The following is a 23,198-nucleotide window of genomic DNA, read 5'->3' as shown; positions in this document are numbered from 1 at the left end:
AACCTCTCCCTCCCAACCTCCCTCTCCGAAACGGAAAGGGAGGAGCAACGAAAAATTAAGCTTTTTGCTCCCCTCTCCGTGTCGGCTACGGTGTATACACAAGTGGTATCTACAAGGGTTTCAAGCTTTCTAGACCCAATAAATTGTCATTACGAGCGGAGCGAAGTAATCGCATAATCCCGTAGTTTTTGCGATTGCTTGTCTGCGACACGCTCTTGCGTTCGTCGTTCCTCCTCTCTACGAGACGCACTCGCGTTCGCAATGACAAGCTTTCGGAGCGATCCAACAGCTTAGGGATAGACGACGAAACCAAGTGTGAGGTGTAATTTCAAGACTTGTGTGTACACCGTAGCTCCGTGTCGGAGAGGGGCTGGGGGAGAGGTCAAATAAGACTTGTCGAACTCACGTTAATTCAGAGTTTATGCAAAATTAGGAAGAAACGAACCGTATACTCCTACGGAGAAGCAAGCTACGTGCAGCGTCTCGCGCCAAAGGCGAACGCGCTGCGCGCCTTGAAATAAATATTTAAAATTTTGGGCATAAATAAATTTATTGGCTCTGAAACCCAAATGGCAGGGCAACTCCAGAATTTTTCTCCCCTGCTCCCTGCCTCTTTGGTGAAATCAATATCCCCGCAAACAAATTCATAACGCATCCCTCAAAGGAGAGAGATAGGAGCCTAAACCCTGTTGTAAAATAGACATATAAGGATTCGGGGGGCCATTTAACTGGTCATAAACGCCTATAGAAACTATTTTTGGAAATCTCCAAGGTCTGAAGTCCAGCCAGCTGAAGCAACTACAGCGGTTGTACCACCAGCGCATACCAGGCGATCGCATCACCACGCCTGAGTTTTCCCAGCGTTTAGCAGCAATTAGCACAGAAGTCAATCAGCCTGTATGCGCCTACATCAACCGTCGCGGACAAGTGATTCGCGTCGGGGTAGGCACGCCGCGCCAAACGCAAATACCACCGATGGAATTGCCCCGTTACGGTGCAGAACGACTCAGTGGTATTCGTTGTATTGCCACCCATCTCAAGCCAGAACCGCCCAACGAAGCGGCGCTCACGGCGATGGCACTACAACGCTTAGATGCCCTAGTTGTCCTTAATATTACCGGAACCGGATTTACACGGCGGGGAGGCGGTGCGACTGGGTATGTCAAAGAAGCTTATCTAGCTCATCTGACACCCCAAGAGTCTCGCACCCTGATTACTAGTCCTGCTGCATCCAAGGTAGGGGAAAGCCAAATTCAATCCCCAAGTTGGAATATATCGCCACCTCTAGACTTGGACGATCTGGCAGACCAGGATTTAGTAGACTTGGTAGAAAATCTGGAAGCGGAATTCCAGCGCGAATTTATCGCCCAGGAAGTAGATGCTGACCACGATCGCGTGCTAATTGTTGGACTGATGACCAGTGAGATGACTCCCCTACAATTCCAGGACAACTTATTGGAATTGGCACGTTTAGTTGATACTGCTGGCGGAGATGTATTACAAACAATACAACAAAAGCGATCGCGTATTCATCCCCAAACCGTAGTTGGCGAAGGTAAAGTCCAAGAAATTGCCCTAACAGCCCAAACACTAGGGGTTAATCTCGTTGTCTTTGACCGCGACCTCTCGCCCTCCCAAGTCCGCAACTTAGAAATACAAATTGGTATCCGGGTAGTTGACCGCACCGAAGTAATTTTAGATATCTTTGCCCAACGCGCTCAATCCCGTGCCGGTAAATTGCAAGTAGAACTAGCACAGTTAGAATACATGCAGCCGCGACTGGCTGGTAGAGGTCGCACCATGTCCCGATTGGGTGGTGGTATTGGGACTCGTGGCCCTGGTGAAACCAAACTGGAAACTGAACGCCGTGCCATTGGCCAGCGTATTTCCCGACTGCAAAAAGAAGTAACTCAGTTACAGGCACATCGTTCGCGGTTACGGCAACGACGGCAGCATCGAGAAGTTCCTTCAGTAGCTTTGGTTGGATATACCAACGCTGGTAAATCTACTTTACTGAATGCCCTCACTAACGCAGAAGTTTATACAGCCGACCAGCTATTTGCCACTCTCGATCCTACTACCCGCCGCCTAGTAATTCCTCATGGCGAAACAGACCAACATCAGGAAATTCTGATCACAGATACAGTAGGGTTTATACACGAACTGCCTGCATCTTTAATGGATGCCTTCCGCGCCACCTTGGAAGAAGTCACAGAAGCCGATGCCCTACTACATTTAGTAGATTTGTCTCACCCCGCCTGGTTGCGTCATATTCGCTCAGTTAGGGAAATCCTGGCACAAATGCCAATAACTCCTGGCCCCGCGCTAGTTGTTTTTAACAAGATCGATCAAGCCGATAGTGAGACACTAGCTTTAGCTAGAGAAGAGTTTCCCCTCGCGGTGTTTATTTCTGCGAGTCAGCGCTTGGGATTAGAAACCCTACGCCACCGCCTTGCTCAACTAATTGAATACGCCGTTGACAGTAGGTAAATGCTGAACTAGTTAGAGTTAGTTGCTGTCTGTAAATATCTGAAATTTTTAACTTTAGGGGAGGCGATCGCCTTCCCTTATTTTTTAAATGTTAATTTCACATTCTTGATAAACAAAAATTTTTGTTTTTGGTAACATTGATGACCGTAAACCAGTACCCGATTTACTGCGTGAGCTTTTTGGCAAAATATTTGGCGATCGCGGTTATGTTTCTGAAAAACTTGCTTCTCAGCTTTTGGAAGAGTTCGGAATCCAATTTTTCGCTAAACCCCGTCGCAATATGAAGAATAAGCTAATGCGTCTTCATGATAAGCTTTTGTCCCGTAAACGCTCAATTATTGAGACGATTAACGACCAACTCAAGAACATTTCTCAGATTGAACATTCGAGACACCGAAGCCCCGTTAATTTTTGCGTTAACGTTCTTTGCGGATTAATCGCTTATTGTCATCAACCTAAGAAACCTAGCCTTCAACTGGAGTGGCTTTTACCTCCTTATCTTTAACCCAAACTCAGGTTATGTATAAACTTTTCCCAGTAGTTATGCTTGTTGTAATACCAATTAATTTGTCATGCAAAAAATAATTTTTTGCATTAAGAAAAATAAACGCACTTTGCCAATCAGGCCAAAGTGCGATATATATTAAATCCATTTACGCGAACTTTGTTTGTATAGTTCTACGATTTCTAGTTACCAGAACTAGATGCTAAATATCAATCTCACTCAACTCGCGTGTGATGTGATCAAATGGTTCATCCACAAAAGCTGTATTAAGCACACCTGCGGCTGCTACCTGTTCCTTAATCAGATCCTTGAGAATCTGAATACCGCGAACCGTAGGCCCAATAGGTACTCCTAGAGAATTGTAAGTTTCCCGCAGCCCTTGTAGCACACGCTCATCCAACACATTGGTGTTACCTGCAACCAGCGCATAGGTGGCGTAACGCAAGTAGTAGTCTAAATCCCGTAGACAAGCCGCATAACGACGAGTCGTATAAGAATTTCCACCAGGACGAATTAATTCTGGTAGTTCTTCATATAACTTTAAACCAGCTTGCTTGACAAGTGCAGCTGCATTAGAATTGATTGCCGCTGCCGCTTGTACTCTTGCTGTACCACTGTCAAAGTAAGACTTCAAGCTATCGATCGCATTCCGGTCAAAATACCGACCAGCTAAGTCATAATTCTTAATTAAACTTGTTACCGCATCGCGCATTCCTTCTTCTCCCAATCCTTGCTATTTATGGTTTGATATTTATTTGGCTGCACTTGGGCACCAGTAAATTTTTGTGCTATTTAAAATAGATTTGGCACAAAAACAATTTATCCACTATTTAAGGATTTTATGCCAAAGTTGACCCCTATGTGATGAACTTTCCAGTTTTGTACAGATGATCGCGGAAAGGTTAATATAACCTGTAATCCAGATATCTGTAGCACAGACTACAAAATCCACTAATGTCTAGTATTTAAGATATTTCAGGTGTGTCACGGCTTGATTGAGATCAGCAGGGTTAGGATGCTTTGGAAGATTCTGGTATTACTTTAGGAAATTGGTAGAGAAGGAGTAACAATGACAACACCGCAAGAACTCTTGAAGAGAATTCAAGATGAAAAAATTCAGCTGATCGATCTCAAATTCATCGATACAGTAGGGACTTGGCAGCATCTCACGCTGTACCAAAACCAAATTGATGAGACTGCATTCACTGATGGCGTACCTTTTGACGGTTCTAGTATCCGGGGTTGGAAAGCGATCAACGAATCGGACATGACGATGGTACTCGACCCCAACACTGCTTGGATCGACCCATTCATGGAAGTACCAACGCTAAGTATAATTTGTAGTATTAAGGAACCTCGTACAGGCGAATGGTACAACCGTTGCCCACGCGTTATTGCTCAAAAAGCAGTAGACTACCTGGTTTCCACTGGTATTGGTGATACAGTCTTCTTTGGCCCTGAAGCTGAGTTCTTTATCTTTGACAATGCTAGGTTTGCCCAAACAGCTAATGAAGGCTACTACTTCTTAGACTCCGAAGAAGGTGCTTGGAATTCTGGTAAAGCGGGTACAGATGACAAACCCAACTTAGGTTACAAACCACGCTTCAAAGAAGGTTACTTCCCAGTCGCACCGACGGATTCTTTCCAAGATATCCGTACAGAGATGCTGTTGACAATGGCAGAATTAGGTGTGCCCATTGAAAAGCATCACCACGAAGTTGCTACTGGTGGTCAGTGCGAACTAGGTTTCAAGTTTGGGAAGTTGATCGAAGCGGCTGACTGGTTGATGATTTACAAATATGTCATCAAGAACGTTGCCAAAAAACACGGCAAAACCGTCACCTTCATGCCAAAACCAATTTTTGGCGATAACGGTTCAGGAATGCACTGTCACCAGTCTATCTGGAAAGATGGTCAACCTCTGTTTGCAGGTGATAAGTATGCTGGTTTGAGTGAAACAGCATTATATTACATTGGTGGTCTGCTCAAACACGCACCAGCGCTGTTGGCCATTACCAATCCCAGCACCAACTCATACAAGCGCCTAGTACCTGGTTATGAAGCACCCGTTAACTTGGCTTACTCCCAAGGGAACCGTTCTGCTTCTATCCGTATTCCCCTATCTGGTACTAACCCCAAAGCCAAGCGTTTGGAATTCCGTTGTCCAGATGCTACTTCTAACCCCTACTTAGCATTTGCTGCAATGCTTTCTGCTGGTATCGATGGCATCAAGAACAAAATCCATCCTGGTGAACCCTTAGATAAGAATATCTATGAACTCTCTCCAGAAGAACTAGCGAAGGTTCCTTCAACACCAGGTTCTTTAGAATTGGCGTTGCAAGCACTGGAAAAAGATCACGCCTTCTTGACAGAATCAGGCGTCTTCACAGAAGACTTTATCGGAAATTGGATTGATTACAAGCTAGGCAACGAAGTCAAGCAGTTGCAGCTACGTCCTCATCCCTACGAGTTTTACCTCTACTACGATGCTTAATTAAGTACCGTATCTAACTAAGTTTATAAGTTTTGCCACCCTAGAGTAGAGGGTGGCTTTTTTTTCCAGAGTTGTCAGTTGAGACATTCACTCAAAAAATCAACCTTAAAACTTAGCTCATGGAAGCATGACTGGGCCCATAAATCATCCGAGCGTTAGCATCTACCTTCCCTTGAATCGGGTTCCAGTTGTGGGATACTTCTTCAGGAAGACCAAGTTCTTGAGCAGCCCGCATCAGTATTGATTGTTGGCGATTCTTGACTTGTTGATGTTCACGCGCCATTAATGCACGAGATTTATCTGCGATAGACATAACCATAGCCCTCTCTATTTGGTGAATATATAATTTTTGTTTTCTCACAAGACTAATATAACAAAAATTCTGTAACATAAGCTACTTTTTACAAAAATTCATATTTGCTTTTGCTCTTTTTTTCGTGAAGCGGCACAAAAACAGCAGTTGCAAAAACTAAGTTACCATCAAATAAAGATTTACAAAGATTTACAAAATTTTACAGAATCTATGACAGTTGCTTATCCACGTAAATTTCAGAATGTTTTGAGTGCTAGAGATGTATTAAAACGGGTGGTATGCGATCGCGAAATCAATCTAATTACCCTTAATCGCTACCGCTACAGCGAACAACGCAGTTGCAAAGACCTAACCGAGTTAATTGAACAACTGAATGGACAACCACGAGAACTAGTGCGGGATTTGTCTCATCACATCTCAGATGAAGCTCGTCATGCTATGTGGCTAACTGACTTATTGGTGGAATTGGGAGCAGATATTGGCAAACCGCCCGGTTCCTCTTATATCAATGAATTTGAACGCCTACTCGACAGCGAACAACAAGATCCAGTCGAAAACCTTGATGATTTTGTAATTTCTTCCCTTGCGGCAATTAACGTCACCGAAAAACGGGGCTGTGAGTATTTTTCTGCTCACATTTATGCACTCAAGCAAGGGGCACAAACCGCAGAAAACATCAAAATTCGGGAAACCATTGAAAAAATTCTCCCAGAGGAAGTGGGACACGTCCGGTGGGGTAATCGTTGGTTAGGAGAAGTTGCGCGTAAGAGTTCAGAACATCAGCAAAAGGTAGAACAAGCCAAGCGAAAATATACTGCGATTGAACAAGCGGCGTTTGAATCAGGAATGGATATCACCTTGGGTGCAGAACTACGGCGAGTTGCCAACCTGGTGGAAGTGGCAAATACCATGCCCCTTTGGCAACGTCCCCAATACCTGATAGAACGCTTACCCCAGACATTGCTAGCGCCTGAGTTGCAATTTACTAGGATTCAGGCTGCACAAAAAGCTTGGCAGCGCGATCCACAAACGTTTATTGAGAAGTTTGTGCCAATGTTCCTCAACGGCATTCAGGGAAGAGAAAGTAACCGTAAATCTTAAAAGGGCATTGGGCATTGGGCATTGGGCATTAGAAAGAAACTTGTTCAATAATTCTCCCTTCTACTCCCAGTCCCCAGTCCCCAGCCCCTTGTCTTTAAGTAAAATTCATCAAAAAAAACCAAATGCAAAATTTTGCATCTGGCCTTGGGTGTAGAATAATAACAACGACTAAGATGATCTGGCAAATACTTCTTAAATATTTATTTCATCGCGAGCCATCTGCGAGGAGAACGAAGCAGGGAGCGCGAATAAGTCAAGAATAGTAAGATTTGTTAGCAAGTGCAATAAACCTATACTACTTCTACGAATCCATACGCTAGATAAACAAGAGATGAAACGAAAGAGATTTTATGCTTCGGCAAAGGACGCTAAACAAGCGTCGGAGCAAAGATCAATTTCTAGCTGATGTAGATAATCGGCTACTCAATGTATGAGAAGAAAATCTATTGGGGAATAAAGTGAAGTTGCCTTAAGACTGTTTCCTCAACAAGTAAAATGTCTGAATTAGATGTGCTTTAGATTGACTGATAGCTTAAGTAACATCTATGTCTAGAGCCGTTGAGGATTGAGACGCAAAACTTACCACCGAATATGAGCAACAGTTGTGTAGCTTTTGAGGAGTTGGTAATGCTGTTGATCAAGGCACTGAATTTGATTTGCGTTTTGATCGGCAGGATTGATGCCAACTATATATATAAAGCTTGCAGTTGAAATACTAAGCGATCGCTGAAGATTTTCGTGTGTAACCTGTATATATTCTTACCAGAAAAGCTGTGTAAAAGATGTTAGCATAACGTCCTGTTTTCTGGCAATTATATTCCTTTGGGAAAAGAGGCATTACCTACATTAATCAAACCACAGCATAGATATTTCTGAGTTTTTGTGTCACTTCCCTACGCCCACTACCGCGATGACGTGGCACATCATCTGTACTTTGTTCAGATGCTACCAGCCAGTATTCCGAAGCAGGCGTGGAAGACAGCCCTGTTGATAAGTGATTGACCATTGCTTGGCAGTTAAAAGCTAAGGGGCCTAACACCAGACTCGATACTAAAAGTGAAATGGCAGCACGCATAGCAAATGTCTATTTTGGAACTCTCCACTTCACTGATACTTAGCTTTTTGATTAATATCCGGACAATTCATCAAAAAGTATTCTGTTTTACTGAAAATAAACTCCTCTTATCCTTCGTTTAAATGTTCGACTAATAACCAATTACCAGAGTGATTGTAACGACCCCATAATGTAACTAATTTTTCGTCAGGATAAGCGCGTAATTGCTCGTCAATATGCGATCGCAAAGTCACAAGTTGCCAATTTTGCCCTTGATATGCAACTGGTGCTGTGACAGTGAATCTGTATTCTTGCTGTTCCAATCGGTAAAAAATGCCTGTGAAACAGTTACTTTCCTGAATTAATGCCTTCCCCGATGGGCAAGGGCAATCGCCACTAACTGGATAAGCTTGTGGGTTCTCTAAGTAATACAGTTGCCAGTGCTGCCAATCCGAATGATTGGGGGGAAGATTAAACAAAGGAATAATTAACGCTTTTGAGCGATTATCTTCTAATAAAGCCGTTTGCAGCTTTCTAATAGGTAAATCCCTCGGCTGGCAGTTTAATTCGACACATATCGCCGCTGCCATCCCTGCTGCTTGACCAATGCCCATCACCACAGGTTGTAATCTGGTAGCGCCATTGGCAATGTGGGAGACAGAAATATTCTTCTCACAGACTAAGAAACCATCTGTTGTAGCTGGAATTAAACAACTGTAGGGAATTGTAAAAGGAGTTCCAGTCCAACGTCCTCCCCAGCGGATCGATTTAGGTTGCAGTGGGAATTGAACACCAGGATAATGATGGTCATTGGCGTAATTACCAACTGCGACCGCATCATTAAATATAGATGCAACTCTACCTGTTGCGATCGGCAAAATATCCTGTTCGCGGACAGTAGTTAGCCCCACTAAGCGGCGGCTTTCCCGGTAATAAGGATGCAGTGCAAAAGCTGTAGGAGTGTGAGGAAATACTTTTTCTGCTAAACCATAGCGACTACCAAGCTGATTTTGGATAAAATGGGCAAAATTTTGGCTGTGCCAGCGAGATTCTTGGATGAATTCACCTCTGGATACATCTGACTCTATCAACCTCCCTACCCCTTCGCCGTAGTCATTGCCACAGATTGGCCAATTCATCATAAATAGGCCACCAGGCAAACGTCCATAATTTAAAAATGTCTCTGCTCCATAGCCATCCCAAGCACCTGTAAACTGGGATGGATTATAGTTAGGTGCAGCCGGAATTTCTGGGGCAACGGCTTCACCAAAGTCCTGCATAATGACTACATAAGTGGGCGCTTGCACAGGATATCTTTGAGTTAAAGAGTTAAAAGTCACTGGGGCGCTGGGTTCTCCCCACTCCGATTGCAATTCCCAACCCCAGCGGTAAGGTATGTCAGCTAAAGCCAATAAATCTCCTAATTCTGTGCCATCGAGAATAATCTTGGCTGTGACAGCAAAATCAGCAAAGCGGACACCAGTTATAGAATCACCTTGTCGAAATACCTCTAAAGGTACTTGTCCCGAAATCCAGTGCAAATTGGGCAATTCCTGCACCCAATCTGCAAAAATCTCTGCCCCAATCCGGGGATCGTAACTAAAAAAGCTTACCCAGCTGTTATCTAATCCTCCCGGCTGTCGTTGTCGCAATTCCTGCAAAAACGCACCCCATAAACCCGTTTGAAAGGCTTGTAATTCATTGCCATCGGGTACAGATACACCAGCCGAAGTAAGCATTCCCCCTAACCAAGGAAATTCACTCACAAGAATGGTTTCGGCTCCCCGTCGCGCCGCTTGGATCGCAGCCGCAGTCCCTCCAGTTCCTCCACCAACAACTAAGACATCAGCTGTATATGTCTGATGAACCATGACCAAATCCTCTATCAGGGTTAGCTATCTAGCTGATTTTGGTTGATCCTTGGCTCTACTTTTATCAGCTGAGTTTATAATTCACCTCTAGAAATCAGCTTTTGTCAAGTTTAAGAAGACTTTTCTAAGCACTAAAGTGCTGACTACAAATCCTGAAAATGTACTACTGCAATTACGTATGAAATATTACACATTTGCCTTGGTGAGGTACAAGGGTCTTGCATTTTACACATCTGTATGCAAAGATAATTTTACAAAAATACTGTAAACCTATCGAGTTACCGGATTAATTGAGGCTTAATGCTTTTAAATCTAGTTGATTGCAAGTGAAGGCATTCAGCACTTATTCATTTGGCAATGAATAACTAAAATCTAAATAATAATTTACTTGAGTGTAAATCACACTAACAAACTGAAGAATAAAGAATAATTTAGACTAAAAAACAATGTGGATTGTTAAACTTGCTCTTCGTCGCCCCTATACATTTGTAATTGCTTCCATACTTATTTTTGTCTTAGGAGTAGTTACTATTACGCGCATGGCAACGGACATTTTTCCAGAAATTAATATTCCCGTTGTCAGTGTAATTTGGTCTTATAGTGGTGTCTCACCAGAAGAAATGGAACAGCGTATCGTTACAGCAAGCGAACGCTCTTTTACAACCACTGTTAATGATATTGAACACATCGAATCGCAATCACTCAATGGTGTTAGCGTCATTAAGGTTTTCTTCCAACCAGGAGCAAAAATTGAAGCAGCAGTAGCTCAACTTACCTCTAATACTCAAACGATTCTTCGAGGTTTACCTCCAGGAATTACACCTCCTTTAATTGTTCGCTACAATGCGTCTAATGTGCCAATTCTTCAGCTAAGTGTTAGCAGCACATCACTATCAGAGCAAGAACTTTACGATAACGGCAATAATTTTCTGCGGACTCAGCTAGCGACTGTTCAAGGTGCATCTGTACCGTTGCCTTATGGAGGTAAACCTCGGCAAATTATGGTAGACATTGACCCGCAAGCTCTATTTGCCAAAGGTCTTTCAGCTACAGATGTCACAACCGCAATCAGTGCCCAAAATCTGATCTTACCTGGGGGAAATGCCAAATTAGGCGATCGCGAGTACAGTGTTCGACTCAATAGCAGTCCCCAAGTCTTAGAAGCCTTAAACAATTTACCCATTAAACAGATTAACGGCACTGTAATTTATATACGTGATGTTGCCCAAGTCCATGATGGTTTTGCAGTGCAGAACAATATTGTTCGTCGAGATGGGCGACGCTCTAGCTTATTAACTATTCTCAAAAATGGTAGTGCTTCAACTTTAGATGTTGTAGCTAGAGTCAAAGAAAGACTACCCAAAATTCAAGCTACATTACCCAAAGAATTAGATTTAGAAATCCTATTTGATCAATCCATATTTGTTAAAGCTTCTATCCACGGAGTATTAACCGAAGGATTGATTGCAGCTTGTTTAACTGCCGCCATGATTTTATTATTCTTAGGCAGTTGGCGCAGCACTTTAATTGTGGCAATTTCTATCCCTTTATCAATTCTTTGTTCTATCATTGCTCTGCGATTGATCGGACAAACTCTGAATATTATGACTTTGGGAGGTCTATCTCTAGCAGTTGGGATTTTAGTTGATGATGCCACAGTAGAAATTGAAAATATCCATCGTAACTTGGGACAAGGAAAACCTTTGCAACAAGCTATTTTAGATGGCGCACAACAAATAGCTGTTCCGGCTTTTGTTTCAACGTTGGCAATCTGTATTGTTTTTATCCCAATTGTCTTTTTAACAGGAGTAGCACAATCGCTATTTATGCCTTTAGGAATGGCGGTTGTTTTTGCGATGCTTGCCTCTTATCTACTGTCGCGGACAGTAGTACCAATGTTGGCAAAGTTTCTCCTTGGTAAGGAACTACATCTTTATACGGAACATGAAAATTTAGGTAATAATGGTCATGTATCTGACCCAGTTTCCAAAAAAGATATTTTCTGGCGAATTCATGAGCAGTTTAACCGCCAATTTGAGAAATTTCGCCAAAACTATCGAAATACTTTAGCCAAAGCTCTAAATCATCGGGGTGTAGTTTTTGCGATGTTTGGTGCTTTTTGGGTAAGCGCCTTAGTTTTACTACCTTTTGTTGGTCAAGACTTTTTTCCTCAAGTAGATGCAGGTCAGTTTCGCCTGCATGTCCGCGCTCCTGCGGGAACACGACTTGAAAAAACAGAACAGATTTTTACTCAAGTTGAAAATGAGATTCGTCGGGTTATTCCTGAGCAAGAATTAGAAATTATTCTTGACAATATTGGTTTACCTGTAGGTGGAGTAAACCTGGCTTTTAGTGACACAGCAACCATCGGCGCTGGTGATGGGGAAATTCTTGTCGGTCTTAAAGAAGGTAAACATCATCCTACTTGGCAATATGTTAGACAACTACGCCAAACATTAACCGCCCAATTTCCTGAATTAACCTTCTTTTTCCAACCTGCGGATATAGTCACTCAAATTCTCAATTTTGGTTTACCAGCCCCTATTGATATTCAGGTCATAGGCCCAGCTAAAAATCGTCGTGATAACTACAAAATTGCTCAACAAATCAAAACCAAAATAGCTCAAATTCCGGGAGCAGTTGATGTTCATTTACATCAAATTGTTGATGCCCCAGACCTACGTATTAATGTGGATCGTGATCAAGCACAACGTAACGGTTTAACTCAACGAGATGTTGCCAATAATCTACTCACATCATTAAGTTCTAGTGGTCAAACATCACCCAATTTTTGGCTTGATCCTATCAAAGGAGTCAGTTATCCAATAGCAGTACAAGTTCCCCAATACAAACTTAACTCACTAGAAAAAATTCAGAATACTCCTATTGCTAACGGTTCTAGCTCGTCACAACTTTTAAGCAATATTGCTATTGCTAAACGTGGGAAAGCTCCTGCTGTTGTTAATCATTACAACGTACAGCCTGTATTTAACATTTACGCCAATGTTCAAGGTCGTGATTTAGGTGGTGTAGCCAGCGATATTTATAAAATAGTTGGGCAATTTCAGCAGAAGTTACCACGTGGAACGTCAATTATGGTGAAAGGCCAAGTAGAAACGATGAATTCATCTTTTCTAGGATTAGAAGTAGGATTGATATTTGCTATTGGATTAGTTTATTGCTTAATAGTAGTCAATTTTCAATCTTGGATTGATCCATTCATTATTATGATGGCACTACCAAATGCTTTAGCAGGAATTGTCTGGATACTATTTGTGACGAATACGACTTTTAGCGTACCTTCTTTGATGGGTGCAATTATGAGTATTGGGGTTGCTACTGCTAATAGTATTTTGCTTGTCACCTTTGCTAATGAGCAACGTCTAATAGGGGAAAAAGCTGTTTCTGCGGCTTTAGCTGCTGGTTATACTCGTTTGCGTCCAGTATTAATGACTGCTGCGGCCATGATTATGGGGATGTTACCAATGTCTCTTGGTTTAGGAGAAGGTGGTGAACAAAATGCTCCTTTAGGACGTGCTGTAATTGGTGGATTATTAGCAGCAACAGTGGCAACTTTAATTTTTGTACCCGTAATGTACAGTATTTTGCGCCGAAAACAACCCCAAAATTTAGAGTTGGAGGAAGAACTATCCTCTACTATCAAATTAACTGTAGCTAATCGGTAAATAATTCGTGAATAATTAAATCCCCGACTTCTTAGAGAAGTCGGGGATCTGAAAGAATTTCGATAAATCAACAAATCAAATAGAATTTTATAGTATGGATACTCAAGAAAATACCCAAGTTGATAATTCTGATATCGCAGCAACGACTAAAAAAAGTCGTTTCACTTCTATCACCATTATTGCCACGACTACTTTAGTTGTTACTGGACTTTTAGCACTTGGTATTATACCTCGCTTACAAAAGCAATCAGAATTAAATGCTTTCGCTAAATCTACAACAAAAAAAGTTTCTTCGGTCAATGTAGTTAAACCAAAAGTTGCTGCTAATTTCACCGAATTAGTTCTACCTAGCAGTATTCAAGCCAGCCAAGAAACCACAATTTATGCCCGTACCAGTGGTTATTTACAAAAAAAATTAGTGGATATTGGCGAACGTGTAAATAGGGGACAGCTACTAGCTATAATTGATGCCCCGGAAACTGACCAAGATATACAGCAAGCTCGTGCTGAATTGGCAAAATCTGAGGCGAATCTGGCTCAAGTTCAGGCAGATTTAGCACAAAAGCAAAGTAATCTTTCTCAAACAAAAGCTAACTTGAAAGCTAGACAAGCGGAATTAGCTCAAGCACGTACTAACCTAGAACTAGCACGTCAAACTTGGCAACGTTGGCAATTACTTCAAAAGCAAGGAGCCGTGACTACACAAGCTGCTGATGAACGTGAAAGTGCTTTTAATGCAAGTCGAGCTAATGTAGATACTTTAATTGCTCGCGTTAATTCAGACCAAGAAAGTGTAAATACTGCTCTTGCAGCTATTAATTCCCAAAAAGCTAACATTAATGCGTTTATCGCAAGTAGGAGTGTTAGTAAATCAGATTTACAACGGACAACTTCTTTACAAACATTCAAACAAATTGTTGCTCCTTTTGCGGGTGTAATTACTGCTCGCAATATAGATACGGGAGCTTTAATTTCTGCGGGGAGCAATAGTAATAGTGGAAATTCCTGGTTATTTAAGATTGCTCAGACGAATAATTTACGTATCCAAATTAATGTTCCCCAGGCTTTTGTGCAATCAATTCACCCTGGACAAACTGCGCTTGTTCGTGTTCGTGAGCTACCGAAAAAATCTTTTGCTGGTAAAGTTATTCGGACTGCTGATGTCTTAGATGCTACTTCTAATACCCTTTTAACTGAAATTGAAGTACAGAATTCAGACAATGTGTTGCGTCCTGGGATGTATGCTGAAGTGACTTTTAAGGCTGAACGTGCAAATCCACCTTTATTAGTACCAGCTAATACCTTAGTGATTAATGCCGATGGTATACAAGTAGCCACTGTCACGAAGGAAAAGAAAGTTAAGTACCAAAAAGTAGAGCTTGGACGAGATTATGGTACTGAAGTTGAAGTTGTTTCTGGTTTAAGCCCTAATGCGAGGTTAATTACTAATCCTACGGATGCTCTTCAAGATGGTAAATCAGTTCAGGTACTTGCATCTAAGCATAAGACTAAGAATTAAAGTTAGTAAAGTATTTCTAGTTTAGAAATTATGGGTGTACCTATACTCACTAATGAACGATCACCCTTATTCCATTTTGGAGGTGAGTAAGAAAATGAAACTTCCCTTATAGGTGTTCTAACACCATAAGCGTCATAAGGTTGCGCTTTAAAGGAAATAGCATTAAAGTTCTTTTTGGCTGTAACATGAACTGTAATTAGTAGACCAGCACTAGTACCTCCGGTAGGTTGAATATTAACATCATCGTCTATATCAAAATAACTTTTTAAAATTCCCCAATCTATCTTTGGAGAAGATGAACTACCACCTGGGTTGGGAGAACTTGTGTCTTCTTCTAACTCGATTCTTGGAATTTCGTTAGGATCGATTACAAAAACCAGAGGAAGTTCTTTTCTTATATAGCCTGATTTTACTGCGGTAACATTAACTTGCCCTAACTGTTGTTTTGGAATTTGAAATGTGACAGTTCCATTAGTAAGAGTTGGTTTTGTAGGTATCCCTTCTTTTGCTGCTACTGTCACATCTACATTTTCCAAAGGTGTTTTTGATTTTTTATCCACTACAAGAACCGTTATGCTAACCAAGTCTGCTGGTGGAGTTGAAGTAGTAGGAGTTGAAGTAGTAGGAGTTGAAGTAGTAGGAGTTGAAATAAGTGGATTCTGTGATGATGGATAGAATCTAATCACTAAATAACCACTACCCAACCCTCATATTAATGTGCCGCCAATTAAAGCCCAACCCCAATTCGGTAATTTTTGCATAAAAAACTTTTTAGTATTTCAGGTCTCTATATACAAACAGACAGATACAACAAAGTATCAATACAGGCTATGAAATAGTATACATACATAAACAATCTATTTGATAAATTTTTAATAAATTAATGGTAGTTTTTTTTAAGTAAGTAGGTGAGAATAAATCAAAGTAAATGAAGTAATGTAAAAAAATATTGAGATTAATCCTCACTACAAAACTTTAATTATTTACACTGCTCTACTTAATTTAAATTATCAACACAATATTAAAATCAACTAAAATCTCAAACTTGATGGCATAACGTTGACCACTAATGTTACATCTAGTATCGTTGAGCGGGGAAAAACCAACGTGAAAGCACAGGTATTTAGAGGCGTTAATCAACTTTCTTACGAAGATATTCCAGTTCCAACCGTGGAACCAGATGAAGTGCTGGTACAGGTGCGGGTTGTGGGGTTGTGTCAGTCAGATATTAAAAAAATTCGTTATCCATTGTATGAACCGCCGCGCATTTTTGGGCATGAAACTGCCGGCACGATCGCAGCAATAGGCAATAATGTCAAAGGTTGGCAAGTTGGACAACGGGTAGCGGTGATGCACCACATCCCTTGTATGCGTTGCGCCTACTGTCTAAATGATAATTTCTCCATGTGCGATGTTTACAAAAACATCTCTACTACCGCAGGTTTTAACGCTAGTGGCGGCGGTTTTGCTGATTATGTCAAGGTTCCTGGACATATTGTGGAAAATGGTGGGTTAATTCCCATCCCGGATAATATCAGTTTTGAAGAAGCTAGTTTTGTCGAACCGACTAATTGCTGCTTGAAAGCTGTGAGAAAAGCTCAAATTGCTCCAGGACAAACTGTGTTAGTTACTGGTGCTGGGCCAATTGGGTTAATGTTTATCATGTTGGTGAAGTATTTCGGAGCAAAAGCGATCGCTACTGATTTACTACCCTCTAGAATTGATAAAGCGTTGAGTGTCGGTGCAGAAGCGGCTTTTGATGCACGCGATCCCGATTTACCCGCCAAAATCTCTGCCTTAACTGGTGGACTAGGTGTTGATGTAACTTTGCTGGCTGTTCCGAGTGAGAAAGCTTTCTTTCAAGCACTTGATAGTACCCGCAAAGGCGGTAAAATCTTGTTTTTCGCAGAATTCCCTGATGAGGTGGAAATTCCCATTAACCCAAATATCCTCTACCGTCGGGAAATTGACTTGATCGGTAGTTACAGTTCCTCTTATCGGCTTCAGAATCTATCAGCCGATATTGTATTTAATCAGCGAATTGACGTAAAAGCGTTGATTAGCGATCGCTATCCATTAAAAGATTTATCAGCAGCTGTGGAAGTTGCGATCGCACCTACACCGGATACTTATAAAATCTTAATTTACCCGTAAAAGGAAATTCCTCATCTCCCGATACGGTTCGGTTAAGCCAAGAGACGCGATAAATCGCCGTCTCTACAATAATCAGTCCTTTGTAGAGACGGCGATTCATCGCGTCTTTGCAATCTAGAGCTTGTCATCAAAAAACCTTATCCGAACCGTATTGTCTTATCTCCCTCATTTCCCCAAATATGCTTATTACCCTACTTTTCGTCGCTCTACTAGCTTTCTACGTCGCTTGGAATCTTGGAGCAAACGATGTCGCTAACGCAATGGGAACCTCTGTCGGTTCCAAGGCTGTCACTCTCAAACAGGCGATAATTATTGCTGGTGTATTAGAGTTTACGGGTGCTGTGTTGTTTGGACATGAGGTAACGGAAACTCTAGCAACGAAAATTGCTAATCCCGCCTTATTTGCAGCTACACCCCAAATATTCGTTGTTGGAATGGTAACGGTACTAATATCCTGTGGTGTGTGGTTGCAAATTGCCACATCACGCGGTTTACCTGTATCCTCTTCTCATGCGGTTGTTGGTGCGATCGCAGGATTTAGCTGGGTAGCTTTGGGAGTAGGTGCAATTGATTGGGCATCAATTGGCTTGATTACCATTGGCTGGATTTTAACGCCGTTAATTAGTGGTGCGATCGCTGCTTTATTCTACAGTCAAATCAAGCACTGGATTTTGGATCAACCTAATCAAGTAGTCCAGTTACAAGAATGGATTCCCTGGCTGAGTACTCTGCTGCTAGGTGTCTTCGGCGTAATTGTATTACCATCGCTGACTGAACCGCTAACCAATTTTGTAATTGAGCAAACTGGTTTCAATATCCCTACTTACGACATCCCCTTGTTAACCGGTGCAGTAGCAGCAGTTGGACTCACAATCATTAGTTGGCGACAATTGGGAGACAAGGGAGACAAGGGAGAAATACTCCCCAATTCTGTAGAAAAATTATTTGCCCGATTCCAATTACTAAGCGCTTGCTTTGTCGCCTTTGCTCACGGTTCTAATGATGTGGGAAATGCGATCGCTCCTTTAGCTGCGATCGTTTACATCAATCGCACTGGTAACGTACCTACAGATGGTATAACTATCCCCCTTTGGATCTTAATTCTTGGTGGTGCTGGTATTGTTGGTGGTTTAGCTGTCTGGGGAAAAAAAGTCATTGCTACCATTGGCGAAAATATCATTGCCTTGCAACCTAGTAGTGGATTTTGTGCCGAACTGGCAACTGCTACAACCATCCTCATCGCTTCCCGGCTAGGTTTACCAGTCTCCACCTCTCACGCTCTCGTCGGTGGTGTCGTTGGTATTGGACTAGTACAAAATCTCAACTCGATTAAGTTTCAAACTCTAAAAGGTATTGCCGCCGCCTGGCTAATTACAATCCCCGTAAGTGCTGCCCTTAGCGCTGCCATCTTTAGCATTGCACGAATTTTATTCTTCTAAGAATTATTAATATTTTCCTAACTTTTTCCTTTACTGGAATTTACTCAAAGCAAAACCTAGACTGCAAAAACGCCAAAAAACCTGCTTTTGCAGAATTGCTGCTCATTCATTAGAATGTTGTGCAGGGGATAGCGTAACTTTGAGTTTCCACAGAAAGATACTTTAATCTCCATTTAGAGATATAAACTGTCACACAAGTTACATTCCAGACAAATTTACAGCTAGTTTCGCAAGTCAGACAATTTTGTGGCGATGTCTAACGACAAGTCGCTTTTCTACGAGACGCTACGCGAACGCACCTAAGCACAGGCATCTGGAAATCTTTGACAAGTATTATTGGCAGCAAAACAATAAATATTTATTTGGAGTGAGATTTCTTTAAAAGTAAAAATCTCATTGGTAAATAATTGATGACAATAAAACTGACCAAAAACCAAAAAAGTCTCTGTTCAAGCGACTCCCAGGCGTAGCGAACAATTCCAAATCCAATGGTTAAATACTTGTTAATGGCGAAGAGAACACGCTGTAGTAAGCTGTGAGGCAAACTTGGTGCTTTGCTAACTTGTGTCTAGTATGACAGAATTGCGTTGAAATGCGGAAGTGCTGTTAAAATTTTTAATTTATCTGACAAAATACAGGAAATTAGGATGACCGCCAATAAAGTGTACCGAAAGTAGCTTTATCGTCAAGGTGTTAGAGGTTAGAAGCTAATGGGGCGATTCGAGAAGCAACCAGAAAACCCAAGAGTCAGAGGTGAGCTATCCAGAGCAGCAGAAAATGCGCTTTGGGCTGTAGTTGAAGACTTAGAAAATCTTCAGCAGAATGTACTCAGAGCCTTGCAGGAAGACGTAAAGCGGCTTCAGTCAGAAAAAAACCGGTTATCTGATGAAATTCAAAGCTTGGTAGAGGAAAAAGAGCATTTACAACAAGTGCGCCAAATTACTGAGCAGCAAGTGTTAATTCGGCAACTGGCAGAAGTTCTGGCAAAGCACATATCATCACAACTGCAATCCTCTCTGGCAACTTTAGCTAGCCAAAACATAGAGGGCAAATCTTACGAACAAGCTGCGCTGAAGTCTGCTGAAGTGAGTAGCAATGTAGTAGGTGAAATCAATGCAAAAGTCGAACACATGTTTGACAGTTTGGATGACACCGTTACTGTTACCTTTAATTCGCTACAACAGGAATTGAAGAACTATCAAAGTAATCTTTCCCAGCAGTTGTCACGGATGTATAGCCAGCAGCAGCAAGGGGAAACCATTTTAACGGAGTTTGTTAATCGCCTGCATGGAGAACTAGAAAAAACTATAGAAGAAACTTCACGCAAACCAGCAACAGGTGGTATACCTACTGTTTTGCAGTTTACGGAACCAGAAAAAAGCAGTTCTGTTGAAACATCACTGCCAGAGTTTGAGGAAGTAGTAAGAAATTCCCTTGAGCCAATTTCCCCGATCCCCAATCAATTTTCACCAAGGGAAACGACATCAGAGCCGTTGTCTATTACAGAAAACGTTACAAATCCAATTTCTGTACCCAGCAAAGATTTGTCAGAAAGGGAAACAACACCAGAGCCACTGTCTATTACAGAAAACGTTGCAAATCCAATTCCTGTACCCAGTAAGGATTTGTCAGAAAGTGAAACGACATCAGAATCTACTACTGCTGTAGTTCCGCCACCACAGGACAATGCTACCGAACCCATTTCTGTCCTCAATCAGGAATTGCCAGAAAACGAAACGCCACCAGTACCTCCGATCGCATCTGTGCTACAACCGAGAATAATTCGGCCTTCGCAAAAGCTAAATATTACTGAACCAATTTCTGTCCTTCGCAAGGATAGATCGCAGAATAAAGCTAAATCCTCATCAACCACTGCGTTAGAACCGCAATCGGAAGCAAAACCCCCACAATCGCGATCGCCTAATTCCTCTGGCTTATCGACACTCCAAATCGGTTTCTTGTTAATTGTCTCATCGGTAGTGGTATCGTCGCTTTACAACGTAGCCATCAAGGTAATATTCCACGAAGGTTCCCAGATTTTTGGGGTATTAGAGGTAGAGCAGTTACTACCACCGACTTTGGGCAATACTCTGTTAATTTTGACGCTCCGGTTTATGGTAGTCGTACCACTGATGGTACTGCTGTCTCCGATATTGCACCCAAGATTGTGGCAAGACTTGGAAAACTTGGCCGCTTCAGTCCGAGGAAATCCCACGCCTGCCAATGCGGCTACCAAGCAGATTTTGATATTGTCCATTGTGAGTGGATGCTTTTTGTTTTTATCTCAAGTGCTAATCTACATTGCGATCGCTCAAGTACCCACCGGAATGGCGATCGCACTGTTCTTTATCTATCCGATGGTTAGCGGTCTATTGTCGTGGTTTCTGTTTCGCGATCGCCCCACTCTATTCCGCATCGCGGCGATCACTGCAATTTGCTGCGGCGAATTGTTGGTTTTAGCGGGTTCTCCCAGCATCGGTATAGGTAATATTTCAATGGGAAGCAGCACCGCCATTATTTCGGGTGTGGCTTTTGCTGCCTACATAATTTTGACGCGAGTCTGTGCTAGCAAACTCCATCCCGTAACTTTTACTTTAATTAACTTCACTACCATGTTGCTATTGAGCTTTATCTGCTTGATGCTACCCTTGCCAAGCAATTGGAACTTGGTAGTAGTTGACTCCTCTAAAATGCTGGAACTGGTTTTAAGCGCATTTATTTTGGGTGTGCTGACTCTTGCCGGCTATTTGCTCAACAATATTGGTATTGGTAAACTAGGAGCCTCGCGATCGGCGCTCATCGGTGGTAGCATTCCAGTTTTAACCGTGATTTTAGCTGGGTTAATCATTCAAGAAAATTTGGATATTGTGCAAATTCTGGGAGTGTTATTTGTAACCTTTGGCGCAGCTGCTTTCAGCTTTGAAACAATGCGAAATCAGGTTAAACCCTCTAATCCCACGAATTAAATGGCGAGTTTAATCAGCTTAAGTGTGATGGGAGCTACTTCACCTCCCATTCACTCAGGATCGGTTTTGAAGCTAATGCGCCCACTTGTAACTTTTATAAATCAAATATCCCCGACTTATCGAAGAAGTCGGGGATTTAAGTTTTCACCAATGATTATTAGGAATGCTGTATAGGTGCAGATAAAACTTAGGGACTGACAAATCAAAATATCCAATTAACTCTTGTGGGGTGGGAATCTTGCCCGCCCAGTCCATAAGGTGGGCAAGATGCCTACCCCAAAATATTTGGATAATTTATTTCTTGGAGTTCCCTTAATAGATTAGGACTTATAACATTTCACGAAATGCGTGATCCAAATAATTGCTCTCTGATTCTTTCCCCTCTGCTCCCTTTTGCCTATTGATATCAACCTGAAAGGGAAATTGTATTACATAAAATTACATGTGTCGTGACAATTCCTGTAGACGCAAAGTAGCTTCCCACAGGATATTGTCTCTACCATAAAAGCAATCTTTTCGGCTATTGTTTGCGTAAGTCCTATAGATAAGTAAGCAGTAATCAGAATAACTTGACTTGTAATAAATTTTTAGGGATTTAGCCTGATACAGGTAGGGAAAACACGTATATGTAAGCAGTACGAGTAGTACTGACTCCAGCTATTGAGTACGAGTACTTGCTCAGAAAGGAGATTTGCAAGGAGTCAACACCATTGATCGCATTTTGGAACTAGGAGATCCAGAAGTAGCATAAATGTTTAGAATGAACTGTTTTTTTAACCTGGAAATGCCATTGAAACAACCGATATTTCTATACTACGAAACCCCTTGCGAGTAATGCGGAATTAAAATTTTCTCATTTCTATGCTCTTGTGTTTGGTGAAATGGTATCTTTATTTCTGTCGTTATTTACTAGTTAATGCGGTCTGCGTAGGCGTAGCCCACCGTAGGTATCGCCCAAATACCCAAGAAAAAGCTGATCCTGCTTTTCTAGCAACAAACTATCTACGTAATTCAAGTCTCTCAAATATATAAAATAGCGAGGTAAAAACATACTTGAAAATAGTCAATGAATTAGTTAAATCATGAAAATTTAAAATTCTTTCATGAAAAAAATATAAATTCATTGAAAAAAAGTCTCGAAATAATCATCTTATGGAATCCAAGATGTTTTATTATATGTATGACTAGTAACTAATCTTTCGGTTCCTAGCACGAGCAACAAAGCCTTGTAGCTACGCGATTCAGTCGAAATTAATCGCAGCTTTTTGTGTCAGATTATCCGTGCAAAAAGATAGACCAGACTTAAATTTAGGAGAAAATATGGCAATATCATCAAACCTTGATTTAGTCAGAATAGAAAGTATTTAAATAGCGTCATTTATGAAATACAGAACACATGATTTTATTCGGAAAGTCAAAAATAGTGATATGATGAGGAACAATATTTGAAAAACAACAGGTATTTTGAAATTGGAATTATTTGCTCTACTTGATGTCTATTATTTTCCCTCAAATCAACGGCTGATAATGCCGCCGAGACATCACTGGAGGTTGTGAACGGTATGATAGTTCACAAAGAGCTATGTGGCTCAACCTCTAAATATGG

The 23,198-nt window shown here is 41.5% G+C and carries 13 protein-coding genes and 1 pseudogene; 9 read left to right on the top strand and 5 right to left on the bottom strand.

Going from position 1 to position 23,198, the window contains the following annotated elements; genetic code table 11:
- The first annotated feature begins 744 nt into the window (after nt 1-744).
- Nucleotides 745-2,490 (top strand): GTPase HflX, encoded by a 1,746-nt coding sequence (gene hflX, locus V7L07_RS26305; RefSeq protein ID WP_335061808.1) that lies wholly within the window; start codon nt 745-747, stop codon nt 2,488-2,490.
- Between the two features lie 130 nt (nt 2,491-2,620).
- A pseudogene (locus V7L07_RS26300) lies at nt 2,621-2,995 on the top strand (transposase); the annotation flags it as partial.
- Between the two features lie 202 nt (nt 2,996-3,197).
- Here V7L07_RS26300 and apcB read toward each other — a convergent pair.
- Complete coding sequence (gene apcB, locus V7L07_RS26295) at nt 3,198-3,707, bottom strand: allophycocyanin subunit beta (RefSeq protein ID WP_179065502.1); 510 nt, start codon at nt 3,705-3,707, stop codon at nt 3,198-3,200.
- A 357-nt stretch (nt 3,708-4,064) separates the two neighbouring features.
- Here apcB and glnA point away from each other — a divergent pair, with 357 nt between their 5' ends.
- Nucleotides 4,065-5,489, top strand: coding sequence for a type I glutamate--ammonia ligase (glnA, locus tag V7L07_RS26290; protein ID WP_335061792.1), 1,425 nt, complete (start codon nt 4,065-4,067; stop codon nt 5,487-5,489).
- A 112-nt stretch (nt 5,490-5,601) separates the two neighbouring features.
- Here glnA and V7L07_RS26285 read toward each other — a convergent pair whose 3' ends face one another.
- The gene (locus V7L07_RS26285) at nt 5,602-5,802 is read right to left on the bottom strand and encodes a hypothetical protein (RefSeq protein WP_334697523.1); all 201 of its coding nucleotides are present in this window, start codon (nt 5,800-5,802) and stop codon (nt 5,602-5,604) included.
- Between the two features lie 210 nt (nt 5,803-6,012).
- On the opposite strand from V7L07_RS26285, the gene V7L07_RS26280 reads away from it, so the two are divergent.
- Nucleotides 6,013-6,903, top strand: coding sequence for a ferritin-like domain-containing protein (locus V7L07_RS26280; protein WP_335061790.1), 891 nt, complete (start codon nt 6,013-6,015; stop codon nt 6,901-6,903).
- Nucleotides 6,904-7,753: 850 nt separating this feature from the next.
- On the opposite strand, the gene patX is transcribed toward V7L07_RS26280, so the two are convergent.
- On the bottom strand, nt 7,754-7,978 hold the full coding sequence (patX, locus tag V7L07_RS26275; protein WP_335061788.1) for a heterocyst-inhibiting protein PatX: 225 nt from the start codon (nt 7,976-7,978) through the stop codon (nt 7,754-7,756).
- A 107-nt stretch (nt 7,979-8,085) separates the two neighbouring features.
- The gene (locus V7L07_RS26270) at nt 8,086-9,828 is read right to left on the bottom strand and encodes an FAD-dependent oxidoreductase (protein WP_335061786.1); all 1,743 of its coding nucleotides are present in this window, start codon (nt 9,826-9,828) and stop codon (nt 8,086-8,088) included.
- A gap of 446 nt (nt 9,829-10,274) precedes the next feature.
- Here V7L07_RS26270 and V7L07_RS26265 point away from each other — a divergent pair, with 446 nt between their 5' ends.
- On the top strand, nt 10,275-13,514 hold the full coding sequence (locus V7L07_RS26265) for an efflux RND transporter permease subunit (RefSeq protein ID WP_335061784.1): 3,240 nt from the start codon (nt 10,275-10,277) through the stop codon (nt 13,512-13,514).
- 94 nt (nt 13,515-13,608) lie between these two features.
- On the top strand, nt 13,609-15,033 hold the full coding sequence (locus V7L07_RS26260) for an efflux RND transporter periplasmic adaptor subunit (RefSeq protein ID WP_335061782.1): 1,425 nt from the start codon (nt 13,609-13,611) through the stop codon (nt 15,031-15,033).
- A 2-nt stretch (nt 15,034-15,035) separates the two neighbouring features.
- Here V7L07_RS26260 and V7L07_RS26255 read toward each other — a convergent pair whose 3' ends face one another.
- Nucleotides 15,036-15,593 carry a hypothetical protein gene (locus V7L07_RS26255; protein ID WP_335061780.1) on the bottom strand — a complete coding sequence of 186 codons (558 nt, stop codon included), beginning with the start codon at nt 15,591-15,593 and terminating at the stop codon, nt 15,036-15,038.
- Nucleotides 15,594-16,140: 547 nt separating this feature from the next.
- Between V7L07_RS26255 and V7L07_RS26250 the strand changes: the two genes are divergently transcribed.
- The 3 genes from V7L07_RS26250 to V7L07_RS26240 all read left to right on the top strand — a co-directional run bounded on the left by V7L07_RS26250 (nt 16,141) and on the right by V7L07_RS26240 (nt 21,592).
- Entirely contained in the window at nt 16,141-17,187 is a 1,047-nt protein-coding gene (locus tag V7L07_RS26250) for a zinc-dependent dehydrogenase (protein ID WP_335061806.1), read from the top strand.
- A 179-nt stretch (nt 17,188-17,366) separates the two neighbouring features.
- Nucleotides 17,367-18,626 (top strand): inorganic phosphate transporter, encoded by a 1,260-nt coding sequence (locus tag V7L07_RS26245; RefSeq protein WP_335061778.1) that lies wholly within the window; start codon nt 17,367-17,369, stop codon nt 18,624-18,626.
- Between the two features lie 710 nt (nt 18,627-19,336).
- The gene (locus tag V7L07_RS26240; RefSeq protein WP_335061776.1) at nt 19,337-21,592 is read left to right on the top strand and encodes an EamA family transporter; all 2,256 of its coding nucleotides are present in this window, start codon (nt 19,337-19,339) and stop codon (nt 21,590-21,592) included.
- Nucleotides 21,593-23,198: the final 1,606 nt, after the last annotated feature.

Source organism: Nostoc sp., assembly GCF_036916985.1.
In the GTDB taxonomy this organism is placed as follows: domain Bacteria; phylum Cyanobacteriota; class Cyanobacteriia; order Cyanobacteriales; family Nostocaceae; genus Nostoc.
Note: the sequence above shows the minus strand (reverse complement) of the source record. Positions and strands in the feature narration are given on the sequence as shown.